The sequence below is a fragment of the uncultured Paraglaciecola sp. genome (assembly GCF_913058035.1).
Lineage (GTDB): Bacteria > Pseudomonadota > Gammaproteobacteria > Enterobacterales > Alteromonadaceae > Paraglaciecola.
On the sequence record NZ_CAJXPA010000122.1, the window covers coordinates 1 to 13,895 of the forward strand.

Here is a 13,895-nt window from a genome sequence, read left to right on the forward strand (position 1 = left end):
GATCAAACAGGGTTTAAAAAACTTTATTGATCCTCTCGATGAACACGATTTAGCAGGCTTGAGTCAAGAACCTTCGATTGACTCAAGAATAGTAAGTCAAACAAACAATGTATGGCAAGTGAGTCACGGTCCGTTTGAAGATGTGAATGCACATTGTTCAGGGGCATGGAGTTTGTTGGTTCAATCAGTAGACCACTTTGTCGTCGAAGCCGACGAACTGATGCGAGCCTTCGACTTTATACCACACTGGCGAATGGACGACCTGATGGTGAGCTTTTCAAATAAAGATGCTGGTGTTGGCTCTCATCTCGATCAATATGACGTATTTATTATTCAAGGCAAAGGCTCAAGACGCTGGCAAGTTGGTTTACCAGGAAATTTTGACAAAATAAGACCACATAAAGACTTATCTCAAATTTCTAGCTTTGAACCTATAATCGATCAAATTCTGTTGCCAGGTGACATAATCTACATCCCAGCCAATCATCCACATAACGGCGTGGCATTGGAGGAGTGTTTAAACTATTCAGTCGGTTTCCGAGCGCCTACACAGCAAGAAATGTTATCTTCATTTGCCGATTTTGCTATTGATAACAATCTCTTCAATGAACGCTATACAGATCAAGAACTTGCCCCCCGTAATTTTAGTGGTGAAATAAAACAGCAGGAAATAGCAAGATTTAAGCACATGCTGCAGCAGTTGTTAGAAACCGAGCAATTTACTAATTGGACAGCTCAATTTTTAAGCCAAGGTGGTGAAAAACAAGATCTTGACGAACAAGATATACAGCACTTTTCTTATCAAGATGTTGATGGCAAACTAAAATCAGGTTCGCAATTTGTTAGGTGTCCCGGCGTTAAAGCTGTTTTCGTTGAGCAGAGCCCTTTTAATAACGAAGATTTTACCTTTTATATTCAAACTGAGGCATTTTCAGTGCCGCTGACAAGCAAAGATTTAGTTTTAGATTTTTTAAACCGACCAACTTTTCACTTAGAAAATACAGACCTAGATAAGAGTAATATATACTTTACACAGTTAGTCGCCACATTGGTCAACGCAGGGTATTGGTACACTGATTAAAAACACCCTTCATATTTTCTATTTGTAAAACGTCGATTTAGAATGCCAAAGTGCGCACCTAAAAAAGCTAAAAGTAAAAGGTAAGGGTAGGTATTTGTAAATGTAATCGAAGGCATGAATGCAGGTTTAACTCAAATATCAATGATGTGTAGCACAAATGAATGACATTGCTAAAAAATACCATACACCAGCCAAAGCAAGATTAAATGACAACTACACCTAATCTTACCTTTGCCATTTTATCCTTGCCTACTCAATGCTCATTGCCAATATTTGTAATGGGTGTTTAGGTTTGAAATTTTCGAACCTTGCCACCTGACTGCGACAGGAATAACCCGTAGCGACTATTTGCTCTGGCTGATATCGACTAACGGCTTGCTGCCAACTTAATTGATAAATACCTGTGGATTCTTCTATGTGACTGGCTTCGTGTCCAAACGTACCTGCCATACCGCAACATCCAACTGACACTGCAGATAGTTTCAAGCCAGATTTTTGGAAAATCTGTTGCCACTGTTTTTCACTGGTAGGTAGAGCCGTTTTTTCGCTACAATGGCCAAACAATGCGTAGTTTTGGGTTTTGCTTTGAGATACTTTCGGTAGTTCAAGCTGCAATAGCCACTCGTGAACGAGATGTACTTTAAATTCGCCACGGGCTTTCCCTAATACTTTTTCATATTCGTCGCGGTAGCAAAGTACCATTGATGGATCGACACCTATCATCGGTAAGTCTAAATCATCTAATTGATTCAAAAAATCTGACGCATCTTTAGCAGTTTTAGCAAACTCCTTCAAAAAACCTTTTACGTGTTGAGGTTTACCGTTTGGCATAAAAGGTAACAACACCGGTTCATAACCTAACTTAGTAATTAGTGTTACCAAAGACTCAACCACTTCTGCGTCGTAAAAACTAGTAAAGGGGTCTTGTACAATACACACTTTTTTCGCTAACTGCGCTGGGCTTAACTTCTGCAGAATCGCTAGGTCAAGCTGAATGGCAACATTTTTATTAAGCCTTTGATTAAGGGTTGGTTGGGATAAAATTGGCGTGTCTATGTAACCAATAAATCGACGTATTGCTTGGTTAACCCAGCCTTGGCGTAAGAAAAAGTTAATAAACCCGGGCGCTTTTGCCATCAAAGGCGCCATTATTTCAATATTGCCAACCAAATGGTCTTTCGCCGGGCGCATATAGCGCTGATAATACATACTTAAAAAACGTGACCTAAATCCTGGTACGTCAACACTAACTGGGCATTGGTTAGAACAAGCTTTGCAAGCTAAACAGCCTTCCATTACTTCTAGCACCTCATGCGAAAAGTCATTATCAACTCTTTTATCAGTACTATTTCTAAAGCGCTCAAACCAACTAGGAGGATCTTCATTATGTTCTAATGCATTGACATCAATATTTTGATTCGACAATAACCTCAGCCACTCACGGACCATACCTGCTCTACCTTTAGGGCTATGGCGTCTGTCACCAGTTATTTTAAAAGAAGGGCACATCGGTGAAGTGGTATCGTAATTAAAGCATAATCCATTACCATTACAGCTCATTACAGGTTCGAAAGATGCTCTAACTTCAATGGGAATCTGCCTATCAAACTCACCACGTTTTTGACCTGAGACTTTAACAAGAGAATCTGTTGACTCTATTGGGGTACATATTTTTCCAGGGTTCATTTTATTGTGTGGGTCAAAAACCGTCTTTATTTTTCTTAGTTCTGTAAATAGCTCTTTACCAAAAAACTGCGGTGAATACTCACTACGATATCCTTTTCCGTGTTCGCCCCACATCAAGCCACCATACTTTGCGACTAATGCAACAACTTGCTCTGAAATGTCTGGCACCATAGCTTCTTGAACAGGGTCACACATATCTAATGCAGGACGCACATGTAATACACCTGCATCTACATGACCAAACATACCGTAATTTAGACCGTGTCCATCTAATAAAGCCCGAAATTCCATGATAAAATCAGCTAAGTTTTCAGGTGGAACAGCCGTGTCCTCGACAAAAGCGATAGGTTTTTTAGAGCCTTTTGTTTTACCCAATAAACCCACTGATTTTTTACGCATAGCGTATATTTTTTGAATATCAGTTTTGTCGTAAGTAATTTGATAACCAATCACGCCTAGATTTTCTGCTACATCTAAGCTAGCACTTAAGGTCGCAATTTTCTGTTCGATATCAATTTGATCGTTACTGTTATACTCCACCATATTTAAGCCGAGTACAATTTTACCTTCTACCTCAGTGATCAAGCTTTCAACCGAATGCCAAATAATATCCTGCTTAGCCAAGTTAAGAACGTTACTATCCACCGTTTCTACTGATGTTGCATTAGCAGCCACCATGCTAGGTGCATGTCTTAAAGCTGACTCAAAAGAATTGTATTTCACATTGACTAAGGCTTTGAAATTGGCAATAGGCGAAATGTTAACTTTTGCTTCTGCCACAAAAACAAGTGAGCCTTCAGAGCCGGTAATCACTCGGCTAATATCTAATGTTGTCAAATCTTTATCAAGCGTGTTCTCTAGATCATACCCTGTTAAAAAGCGGTTTAAACGAGGGAACTTATCTAAAATTTGTTGGCGTTTACCCAGACAAGTATCAAGTAGTTGCTGAGTTATCTTTGCTAAAGGAGTATGTTTTTGACTCAGTATTTTTGCATCGCTGAGTGGCATAGGTGCCGTATTTAAAATAGTGCCATCAGCCATAACCGATGTAATACCCAATATATGATCACTGGTTTTTCCATACACTAAAGATCCCTGTCCTGAAGCGTCAGTGCTGATCATGCCACCAATAGTTGCTCGGCTACTGGTGGAAAGGTCAGGTGCAAAAAAGAATCCCAAAGGTTTTAATGCATCGTTTAACTGGTCTTTAACCACACCGGCTTGCACTCTGGCCCAACTTTGTTGAGTGTTGACCTCTAAAACTTGATTCATATGCCGAGAAACGTCAACAATAATACCACTTGTGAGTGATTGACCATTAGTACCAGTACCACCACCTCTAGCAGAGAACTTAACATTTTCATAAGCATGAGCAGTTTTCCCAATTAGTGATAAATCTTCAACACTTTTAGGAAAAACAACGGCTTGCGGTAACTGTTGATAGATAGAATTATCGGTAGACACAGCAAGTCGGCTCGCATAACTGTATTCAATATCTCCAGAAAATTTGGACTTGCCCAAATGGGTCAAAAAGTCCTGATAATTGCTTTCAATAAGAGCTTGTGGGTCTAACGCTGGCAGCATAGGGAAAATTCAGTAATTGACATATTAATATAACGATGAGTATACCTAAAATGATCATCCCTACTCTATATCACTTTGACATTAGCCCTATTGATTTTTCATATACTGCAAATAGTTTGTAACAACTGAAGATATTCAATTAAAAATGAACTGTTATAATCTTCTACTAGAGCATTTACTTTGACAACATTCAGGAAAATAACATGAAAAAAAATTGTCGCATCGCAATTGGTGCCTTGTTAACGATGTTTGGATTAATATTTTTTGTTTTGCCTGGTTCAATATTCGTTTTGTTATCAGGGTTATTAATGCTCAGTTATGATGTGCCTAAAGCGAGAAACTGGTTGCGCACCTGTCAAAAATTGATGTCAAAGTCAGCTAGGAAATTAGACAAAATTATCCTTGATAAAAAATTAAAGGTTAAAAGTTAAAACTTTCGTACTCTTAATTTTTGTATAACTACAAAAAATGCCGCTGTCGCACAAACGCAAGCGGCCTTTTAAATCTAAAGTTTTACTTTACTTTCCGTGTTTTTCACCAATATACAACCAAGTTTCGACTACCGTATCTGGATTAAGTGACACACTATCGATACCTTGCTCAACTAGCCATTGTGCCAGATCTTCGTGATCAGAAGGGCCCTGACCACAGATACCTACGTATTTACCCCGCTTTTTAGCGGCTTGAATAGCCATAGACAATAAAGCTTTAACCGCAGGGTTACGCTCATCAAATAAGTGAGCAATCAATCCCGAATCACGGTCCAATCCAAGCGTTAGCTGAGTTAAATCGTTGGAGCCAATAGAAAAGCCATCAAACATATCCAAGAATTGGTCAGCCAAAAGTGCATTCGAAGGTAATTCACACATCATAATAACGCGAAGGCCATTTTCACCTTGTACTAACCCTTCTTCAGCAAGCAGCTCCAATACCTTTTTACCTTCTTCAAGAGTACGCACAAAGGGGATCATGATCTCAACGTTAGTTAAGTCCATTTTATTGCGTACCCGTTTTATCGCCTCACACTCCAAGGCAAAACAAGCGCGAAAGTCTTCAGAAATATAACGACTGGCACCACGAAAACCCAGCATAGGGTTTTCTTCATCAGGTTCATACTGATAACCGCCAACTAAATTAAAGTATTCATTAGACTTAAAATCAGACATACGTACTATGACTTTTTCAGGCGAAAACGCCGAAGCGATAGTTGAAATACCTTCGACTAATTTTTCGATGTAAAACTCTACTGGTGAAGCATAACCCGCTATGATGTCAGTGATTTCTTTCTTTAATTCGTTAGGTTGATGATCAAAATCAAGTAACGCTTTAGGGTGAACCCCAATCATGCGGTTGATAATAAATTCGAGTCGCGCCAATCCCACACCAGAATGAGGTAGACGAGCAAAGTCGAAAGCTCTGTCTGGATTACCCACATTCATCATAACTTTTAGTGGGATATCTGGCATTGAATCAATCTGCGATGTCACAACATCAAAGTCCAGCACATCACCGTAGATAAACCCTGTGTCACCTTCGGCACAAGACACAGTGATATTGTCTCCATTTTCGATTGAAGCGGTGGCATTACCACAACCGACTACCGCAGGAATGCCTAATTCTCTGGCAATAATAGCAGCATGACATGTTCGACCGCCACGGTTAGTTACAATTGCAGAAGCTTTTTTCATGATGGGCTCCCAATCGGGATCAGTCATATCAGTAACTAACACATCACCCGCTTGGATCTTGTCCATTTCTTCGACGCCTTTGAGCACTTTTGCCACGCCAGCACCAATCTTGTGACCGATCGCTCTTCCTTCACAGACAACCTTGGCTTTTCCTTTTAACATATAGCGTTCTATGACTTGCATATCTTCGCGACTACGCACAGTCTCTGGGCGTGCTTGCACTATATAAAGTTTGCCGTCTATGCCATCTTTGGCCCATTCAATATCCATTGGCCGTTTGTAATGTTTTTCTATAATGACGGCTTGTTTGGCTAATTCCATTACTTCATCATCATTGAGTGAAAACCGGCGACTATCCGCGGTATCAATATCAACAATATCAACTTGTTTACCGTGCTCTAGGTCATCCGAATAAATCATCTTGGTGAGTTTACTACCCAAATTCCTGCGAACTACAGCTGGAAAGCCTTTTGCCAAAGTTGGTTTGTGTACATAAAATTCGTCTGGATTGACCGCGCCTTGAACTACCATTTCGCCCAAACCATAAGATGATGTGATAAACACTACTTCTTCAAAACCAGACTCGGTATCAATTGAGAACATTACGCCCGAAGAGGCGCAATCGCTTCGTACCATACGTTGAATGCCTGCAGACAAAGCTACACCTTTGTGGTCATAACCTTGATGCACTCGATAAGAAATAGCTCTGTCGTTAAATAACGAGGCAAATACGTGTTTAATAGCGACCATCACTGCGTCGTAGCCTTTCACATTTAAAAAAGTTTCTTGTTGCCCAGCAAAAGAAGCATCTGGCATATCTTCTGCTGTTGCTGAAGAACGAACTGCAAAAGAAGCCTCATCACCTGCTTCACCTTGTAATGTTTTAAATGCAATACGTATAGCGCTTTCTAGCTCGGGTAAAAAAGGTGTTTCAATGATCCAGTTACGGATCGTTTCGCCAGCTTCACCCAGCGCTGCAATGTCCTCAACATCTAAGTCGTCTAACAAAACATGGATCCGAGCTTCTAAACCACTTTGTTCGAGAAATAAATTAAATGCATGAGCGGTGGTCGCGAATCCTCCAGGCACTTGCACCCCTGCATTGGCCAAATTAGAAATCATCTCTCCCAACGATGCGTTTTTGCCGCCAACGACTCCAACGTCTCCCATTCCCAGCTGTTGGTACCATAAAACGTGTTCTTGCATTCTCACTTTCTCCAAATGATTGTTTGGTTATTTTATTATCGTGTTAGTTTAGGCTAATCATCTTAGATAAACTGTTAAAAACAGAATAAAAAATGACTTTCTTATAACGCCATTTAGTTTGTAGTGGTGATTTTAAGATGTTGTTATCCTGAAAGTAAAATTTAATTATTTTTCGTAATTAAATTACAACAATGTTAAGGAAATGTTTTGAGATCTGCCTATTATATTTCAGACGGAACGGCTATTACTTCAGAGGTATTTGGCCACGCATTGCTCTCCCTGTTTACGATCGAGTTCAAACACATTACTGTTCCCTTTGTCGAAACAACTGAACATGCTGAAGAGGTCATTCAAAAAATATCTGAAAGTTTTCAAGATGATGGTCAGAGGCCATTGGTCTTTTACACCATCGTCAATATCGAAGTCAGAAAAATCGTTTCAAAGTCGGTGGGCATTAATTACAATTTTCTTGACCAATTTGTTACACCATTAGAAAAAGTGTTAGGTGTGCCGTCTAAACCAGAAAAACACCGTACTCACAGTATTCATGAAAAAACCTATGATATTCGAATTGAAGCAGTAAACTATGCACTAGCCAATGATGATGGGTCTAACTTAAAAGATTATAACGAGGCTGACATCATTTTGGTGGGCGTATCTAGGTCGGGTAAAACACCCACCAGTCTTTATTTAGCATTACAATATGGCATCAAAGCAGCTAACTACCCTTTCACCGAAGATGATATGGGAGATATTCTGCGTTTACCTGCATCTTTGCGGGGTTTTAAAAATAAGTTATTTGGGCTGACTATTCAGGCAGATAGGTTGCATCAAATACGCTCAGAGCGACGAGCGAATAGTAAGTATGCATCGTTGCAGCAATGTCGTATGGAGTTGCGAGAAGTGGAAAATTTATATCGAAAGGAAAAAATCCCGTTTCTGAACAGCACAAAGTTCTCGATTGAAGAGATTTCAGCCAAAATATTGGCTCAAACTGGTTTACAAAGAAAGAAGTATTAAGGAATAACCAATATGTTCAGTCATTTTGACCCTTCATTATTAAAATTTATGCGAGGCTTACAAGCCAACAACGAACGTGAATGGTTTAATGATCATAAACAACAATATGAAGACCACGTCCGTTCCCCTGCTCTCGCTTTCATAGAACAAATGGAACAATGGATCCCACTTATTTCTCCACATTATGAAGCCAGCCCTAAAAAAATCGGCGGTTCACTGATGCGTGTTTATCGAGACGTCAGGTTCTCTAAAAATAAAGCCCCGTACAAAACAAATGTAGGCATAAAGTTCCGTCATGAGGTGGGGAAAAGTGCTCATGCCCCAGGTTTTTATTTGCATATCGCCGCTGATAAAATTTTTTTAGGTGTTGGAATTTGGCAGCCAGATAGAGAGCCTTTATCTGCTATTCGAGACCATATCGTAACCAAACCGGGACCATATTTAGATGCCATTGAGCATCAGCCATTTACTGAGTTTTACCAGCTTGCAGGCACTAAACTGATCAGGCCTCCGAAGGGTTATGACAAGGAAAATACGTTGATTGAAGAAATAAAACGCAAGGATTTTATTGCTCTATGCCAACTAGAAGAAAGTGAACTATATCAGCCAGATTTTTGCAAGATGGTGGCTAGTCGTTTTGCACGAGCTCAGCCATTTCAAAAGTTTATTTGTGAAGCGCTAGGACTAAGATTCTGATGGATTTACTGTGGCTTTGGCTCTGCCACCTGTAACTCTGTTTGCACGTCCCTCATCTTTAGCTTTTTCTGCTCTGCGCCTTCTTGCTTCTTTGGGGTCAGCAATAAGAGGTCGATAAATTTCAATCCTATCACCCTTTTTAGGCAGGTCAGTCAATTTGCATGTGCGATTCCAAATACCTACTTTTAAAACTTCAAGATTAATATCTGGGAATCGTTTTACAATACCTGAGGCCAAAATAGCTTGTTCAACCGTTGCACCTTTTTCAACGACAACTTCAAGTAAAGCTTGTTTTTTTGGCGTACCGTATGCCACTTCAAGTGATATTTGTTGGTCTGTCATATTTTTTGACCGTAAACCTGTTTTGCGCGCTCAGTAAAAGCAACCACCATATTAGCAGCAATTGAATTGAAAACCCGTCCAAACGCCATTTCAACTATCTTACTAGAAAAATCAAAGTCCAAATTTAACTCTATTTTACATCCCGACTCACTCAATGACTTAATTGTCCAACCCCCAGTTAATCGTGAAAAAGGCCCATCGACTAAGTTCATTTGGATAAACTCGCCGCGCTTTAAGGAGTTATGTGTGGTAAACCACTGCCTGACACCGGCTTTAGAAATCAGCAGCGATGCAAGCATGGTATCGTTGTCTTGTTCTAACACCTTGGTTTCTGAGCAACCAGGAATAAATTTAGGGTATTGTTCTACATCATTGATTAAATCAAACATTGATTCAGCACTGTAGCCAACTAACGCACTGCGAGACACATTCGCCATTCTCTCTCCAAAACAGTTCAAATTTTAAAACTTCATTAGATTAACACAAGTCAATCGAGGTTTTGATCCAATAGTTTTTCAATACAGTGGATTTTTAGTTGTGCCACTTCATACAATCTTTATAATAGCTCCCATGAATAAAAAGAAGTCAAAATCAGCAGATAGTACCATTGCGCTTAATAAAAAAGCCCGACACGAATACAATCTTGAGGACAAACTAGAATGTGGTATGTCATTGCAAGGTTGGGAAGTGAAAAGCATTCGCTCTGGTAAAGTTAATATATCAGAAAGTTACGTCGCCATAGACAAAGGTGAAGCCTTTCTAATTGGTTCAACCATCCAACCGCTAAACCAGGCATCTAGCCACGTAGTATGTGAGCCTACACGTAAACGTAAACTCTTACTCAAACAACGGGAGTTAGATAAATTAATCGGCTCAGTTGAACGACAAGGGTATTCGATAATTGCCACAGCTATGTATTGGAAGAAAAACTGGGTAAAGGTCGAGGTTTATTTAGGTAAGGGTAAACATGAGCATGACAAACGAGACGCAGTTAAGGACCGTGACTGGGCCCGTGATAAAGAACGTATGATGAAACATAGCGTTTAAAACATTTATTTAAAATAACATCTACTATCACAAGGTTATAATAGTTGACTTCTAACTGATGTAGCCCTGTGGTATCCATTAACTCGGCAATTATTTAGGTACATGTCACTTAATAGCAAACTTACTCATAAAATTGTATTTAATCCAAGTATTTTACTTGTATTTGTATTGCTAGCATTCTGTTGGTTGCCTCTCAAATTTTATTAGATTGTCGATATTGATAAGCATTTGATATCGTTGTCTAGGTCAATTATACATTTTATTAGAATGTGAAATTTATCGGTCATATTCATAACGTCAATAGCACCACTATATTTAACGTATTCTGACAGACACATATTGCTATCTAGTAATCATCGCACAGCAGTTGTGATAACTAGATCATTATCATTAAACGCTCAGCATTAGTAAGCAATCAGATACTCAGCTATCGATTTTCAGTGTAGTGCTTACAATGTGAGCCATTAAGGTAAATAAAATGATGTATGGTGTTCCTTGTCACTACACTATCCCAATTACAGTCATGTGAGATTGGGTTTCATATCACTAACCCTTAGGATTATTTATGTTTAGTCAAGCAATTGTTAGAACACCATGCAAAGCAATGTTAGAGGGCCTTACTGAAGCTGAAATGGGCTTACCAGATTACGATTTAGCATGCGAACAACATAAAGGGTATATTGCAGCTTTAAAGGAGTGCGGTTTACAAGTGACTGTTTTACCACCATTAGAAAATTATCCTGACTCTTGTTTTGTCGAAGATGTTGCCCTACTGACATCAAAATGTGCAATTCTTACCCAACCTGGTGCACTAAGTCGATCTGGAGAAGTGCAGCATATAGTCAAAGCAGTTGAACAATTCTACCCTAAACCCGATCATATCGATCTGCCCGGTACTATAGAAGCTGGCGATATTATGATGGTTGGAAGTCACTTTTATATTGGTTTATCGGCACGTACCAATGTTCAAGGCGCTGAACAAATTATTAACATACTGGGCAAATACAACTTGAGTGGTTCTATGGTCGAAATGTCTGAATTATTACATTTGAAGACAGGCGTGAATTATCTAGAAAACAATAATTTATTGACCTTTGGTGAGATGCACAACCATCCTTATTTCAGCCAATTTAAGCGTTTTGAAATAGCCAAAGAAGAAAGTTATGCTGCCAATAGTGTATGGGTAAATGGAACTATATTAGTACCCAAAGGTTTCCCTAAGGCCCTGAAAACGATCCAACAATTAGGTTATCCAACACTGGAAGTATCAGTTTCGGAATTTCAAAAACTAGATGGTGGATTAAGCTGCTTGTCACTACGATTTTGATTAACAGTCAAATTTGAAGGCACTTAACAACTATAAATTAAATATTTTTAGTTGTTGTTTTATAATTGATAATCACAAATTTTTGTCTTCGTGATGTTTTTTATAACGCTTAGTTAATTTTACTCCACGAACTTGATCAATAATTAACGCCCAAAACGGCGACGCAGTTACTTTGGGCGACTTACCCTGTGAAATCCTGCGTAGTTGTTGTTTAACTAATGCCATAGTAGCTAAACCGCTAAGCGTTTTATCTTTCCAATTAACTGCAGGTGTATGACTAAACACCGCGGTGTTATTTTGCCATTGATTTGGTAAATCTGGAGTTAAAGCCAGAGCACTAGCCATTCCCACTAATTCCACGCCACTATCAACAACTTTTTTAGCCACAGCATATCGACTTACACCACCTGTTGTCATAATAGGTACGGATACGTTATTAGCAATTTTACTAGCAAACTCTAAGAAATAAGCCTCTCTTGCTAGCGTTCTTCCATCTGCGGTACGGCCCTGCATTGCTGGCGCTTCATAACTGCCGCCAGATAGTTCAACACAATCAATGTTCAAGTCACCGAGCATTTTTACTACTAATTCAGCATCATCTATATCAAAACCACCACGTTGAAAGTCTGCCGAATTAAGCTTAACCGCGACCGCAAAACTATCGTTGCATGCCGCTTTCACTGATTTAACTATTTGAATCAATAGACGAGCACGATTTTCAAGACTGCCACCCCATTTGTCATTTCTTATATTAGTCAGTGGTGATAAAAATTGCGCAAGCAAATATCCATGAGCAGCATGAACTTCAACTCCATCAAAACCCGATTGCTCAGCCCGAATAGCGGTTATAGTAAATCGTTGAATAACATCTTGTATTTCAGACTCATCCATTGGTTTAGGCGTACAAAACATAGCTGAATGTTTACCCATATTTAACGCCACATTAGAGGGAGATAAGACCTTACCGCCCATTTTTTTAAATACTTGGCGTCCTGGATGATTAATTTGCATCCATATTTTAGTGTTGTTAGTTTTTGACAATCTTGCTAAGTCAATAAATGAAGTTAAATCCGTATCCTCTTCTAAGACCACACCAGCTGGGCCAGTCATAGCTAGGTGATCTACCATCACATTTCCAGTAATGATTAGTCCAACACCACCGTCAGCCCAAGACTTATATAGACGTTTAAGTTCATCACCTGGCAAATGTTCAAAGGTGGCTAGATTTTCTTCCATAGCAGCTTTAACCAAACGATTTTTTATTATTTGACCGTTGGGTAATGTAAATGAAGTGAAAATTGAAGATGCCATATCAGAGTCTACTAATCTTGCTTAGTTTATAAACAATATATTGGGATTGATACAACACACACAAGGTTTGTGACAACATTTGCATAAACACTATATTCACAGCTAACCAGCCTATGCTAGAATGTATGAGTTGGTTGTTTGCAGCCAACGCCTTGGGGCTGATTCTGGATTCGACAGGACTCTAGACGCTTTAGGTGCATGCAGAGGAGCGGTTTGCCTCTATAAAAGCCGCATTTAAATAGTCGCAAACGACGAAAACTACGCACTAGCCGCTTAATACCCGGCAGTGCCCTTCCACTCATACTTTTTCTGCTAGTAGAGGTTCGGAAGGTCATCCCAGCAGGATAGCGAGGGAACCTTGTCTAAGGGTGAACCGCGAAATAGTATTAGGCCAGCTGCAACGAAATCCTGTTTGTCGGAGTTCCACGTAGTTAAATAAAAGACAAAATAAGCATGTAGTACCGACAGTTGACGTGTTCTGGACGCGGGTTCGAGTCCCGCCAGCTCCACCAAAAAATAAAAAAGGCTTATCGAAAGATAGGCCTTTTTTTTGCTCTATTGGAAATTAGACTCCTGCTAATAAATCCTTCAAATTACACTCATATACAATCTAACTTGATGAGAACCTCTGAATAAAATGTATATTTTTGAGTTTCCTAAAAGATATGCGCATAAATTTAATCTACTAACATCTTTCTTAATAAAAAGCTTAAAAAAGTACTTTTTGAGCGAACATCAACACGGGGCTAAAGCCCCACGGCACATTAACTAAAGTTAAAGTTAAGAGTCAAAAATTTATTAATATCCAGCAGAATCCACACAAAAAATTATTATAGATGCGTAAAATACATACAATAATCAGTATCTTCTGAACAAACATTGCGCTAATGTTAAATCTATGTAAATT

General features: G+C 39.2%; 11 protein-coding genes and 1 other RNA gene. 7 read left to right on the forward strand and 5 right to left on the reverse strand.

Translation table 11 applies throughout. From position 1 onward, the window contains the following. On the forward strand, window positions 1–1,081 hold a 1,081-nt coding region (locus tag QZ562_RS14830; protein WP_293761675.1), incomplete at its 5' end, for a cupin domain-containing protein. A gap of 249 nt (window positions 1,082–1,330) precedes the next feature. Here the strand turns inward: QZ562_RS14830 and QZ562_RS14835 are convergent. Next, window positions 1,331–4,351 carry an FAD-binding and (Fe-S)-binding domain-containing protein gene (locus QZ562_RS14835; protein ID WP_293761677.1) on the reverse strand — a complete coding sequence of 1,007 codons (3,021 nt, stop codon included), beginning with the start codon at window positions 4,349–4,351 and terminating at the stop codon, window positions 1,331–1,333. A gap of 203 nt (window positions 4,352–4,554) precedes the next feature. Between QZ562_RS14835 and QZ562_RS14840 the strand changes: the two genes are divergently transcribed. Further along, window positions 4,555–4,782 (forward strand): tellurium resistance protein TerC, encoded by a 228-nt coding sequence (locus QZ562_RS14840; protein ID WP_293761679.1) that lies wholly within the window; start codon window positions 4,555–4,557, stop codon window positions 4,780–4,782. Between the two features lie 87 nt (window positions 4,783–4,869). On the opposite strand, the gene ppsA is transcribed toward QZ562_RS14840, so the two are convergent. After that, window positions 4,870–7,245, reverse strand: a complete 2,376-nt coding sequence (gene ppsA, locus QZ562_RS14845) for a phosphoenolpyruvate synthase (RefSeq protein WP_293761681.1) — start codon at window positions 7,243–7,245, stop codon at window positions 4,870–4,872. Between the two features lie 207 nt (window positions 7,246–7,452). On the opposite strand from ppsA, the gene QZ562_RS14850 reads away from it, so the two are divergent. Both QZ562_RS14850 and QZ562_RS14855 read left to right on the forward strand, forming a co-directional pair. Further along, on the forward strand, window positions 7,453–8,265 hold the full coding sequence (locus QZ562_RS14850; protein WP_293761683.1) for a pyruvate, water dikinase regulatory protein: 813 nt from the start codon (window positions 7,453–7,455) through the stop codon (window positions 8,263–8,265). Between the two features lie 12 nt (window positions 8,266–8,277). Next, window positions 8,278–8,961: a TIGR02453 family protein gene (locus QZ562_RS14855; RefSeq protein WP_293761685.1), complete on the forward strand. Its 684-nt coding sequence runs from the start codon at window positions 8,278–8,280 to the stop codon at window positions 8,959–8,961. Here the strand turns inward: QZ562_RS14855 and QZ562_RS14860 are convergent. Both QZ562_RS14860 and QZ562_RS14865 read right to left on the reverse strand, forming a co-directional pair. After that, on the reverse strand, window positions 8,950–9,303 hold the full coding sequence (locus QZ562_RS14860) for an RnfH family protein (protein WP_293761687.1): 354 nt from the start codon (window positions 9,301–9,303) through the stop codon (window positions 8,950–8,952). The two genes, QZ562_RS14855 and QZ562_RS14860, sit on opposite strands and share 12 nt — an antisense overlap. Further along, entirely contained in the window at window positions 9,300–9,740 is a 441-nt protein-coding gene (locus tag QZ562_RS14865; protein WP_293761689.1) for a type II toxin-antitoxin system RatA family toxin, read from the reverse strand. Before QZ562_RS14865 ends, QZ562_RS14860 begins: the two co-directional genes overlap by 4 nt. Window positions 9,741–9,873: 133 nt before the next feature. Between QZ562_RS14865 and smpB the strand changes: the two genes are divergently transcribed. Then, a complete protein-coding gene (gene smpB / locus QZ562_RS14870) occupies window positions 9,874–10,350 on the forward strand; it encodes an SsrA-binding protein SmpB (RefSeq protein ID WP_293761691.1) in 477 nt (158 codons plus the stop codon). A gap of 565 nt (window positions 10,351–10,915) precedes the next feature. Continuing rightward, window positions 10,916–11,677 (forward strand): arginine deiminase family protein, encoded by a 762-nt coding sequence (locus QZ562_RS14875; RefSeq protein WP_293761693.1) that lies wholly within the window; start codon window positions 10,916–10,918, stop codon window positions 11,675–11,677. Between the two features lie 72 nt (window positions 11,678–11,749). Here QZ562_RS14875 and QZ562_RS14880 read toward each other — a convergent pair whose 3' ends face one another. Then, a complete protein-coding gene (locus QZ562_RS14880; protein ID WP_293761695.1) occupies window positions 11,750–12,988 on the reverse strand; it encodes an NADH:flavin oxidoreductase/NADH oxidase family protein in 1,239 nt (412 codons plus the stop codon). A 154-nt stretch (window positions 12,989–13,142) separates the two neighbouring features. On the opposite strand from QZ562_RS14880, the gene ssrA reads away from it, so the two are divergent. Further along, window positions 13,143–13,500, forward strand: a transfer-messenger RNA (tmRNA) gene (gene ssrA, locus QZ562_RS14885). Window positions 13,501–13,895: the final 395 nt, after the last annotated feature.

Excerpts from the sequence above, each read along its gene's own strand:
- QZ562_RS14835 (WP_293761677.1), bottom strand. The coding sequence starts at position 4,351 with ATGCTGCCAGCGTTAGACCCACAAGCTCTTATTGAAAGCAATTATCAG.
- QZ562_RS14840 (WP_293761679.1), top strand. The coding sequence starts at position 4,555 with ATGAAAAAAAATTGTCGCATCGCAATTGGTGCCTTGTTAACGATGTTT.
- ppsA (WP_293761681.1), bottom strand. The coding sequence starts at position 7,245 with ATGCAAGAACACGTTTTATGGTACCAACAGCTGGGAATGGGAGACGTT.
- QZ562_RS14855 (WP_293761685.1), top strand. The coding sequence starts at position 8,278 with ATGTTCAGTCATTTTGACCCTTCATTATTAAAATTTATGCGAGGCTTA.
- QZ562_RS14860 (WP_293761687.1), bottom strand. The coding sequence starts at position 9,303 with ATGACAGACCAACAAATATCACTTGAAGTGGCATACGGTACGCCAAAA.
- QZ562_RS14865 (WP_293761689.1), bottom strand. The coding sequence starts at position 9,740 with ATGGCGAATGTGTCTCGCAGTGCGTTAGTTGGCTACAGTGCTGAATCA.
- smpB (WP_293761691.1), top strand. The coding sequence starts at position 9,874 with ATGAATAAAAAGAAGTCAAAATCAGCAGATAGTACCATTGCGCTTAAT.
- QZ562_RS14875 (WP_293761693.1), top strand. The coding sequence starts at position 10,916 with ATGTTTAGTCAAGCAATTGTTAGAACACCATGCAAAGCAATGTTAGAG.
- QZ562_RS14880 (WP_293761695.1), bottom strand. The coding sequence starts at position 12,988 with ATGGCATCTTCAATTTTCACTTCATTTACATTACCCAACGGTCAAATA.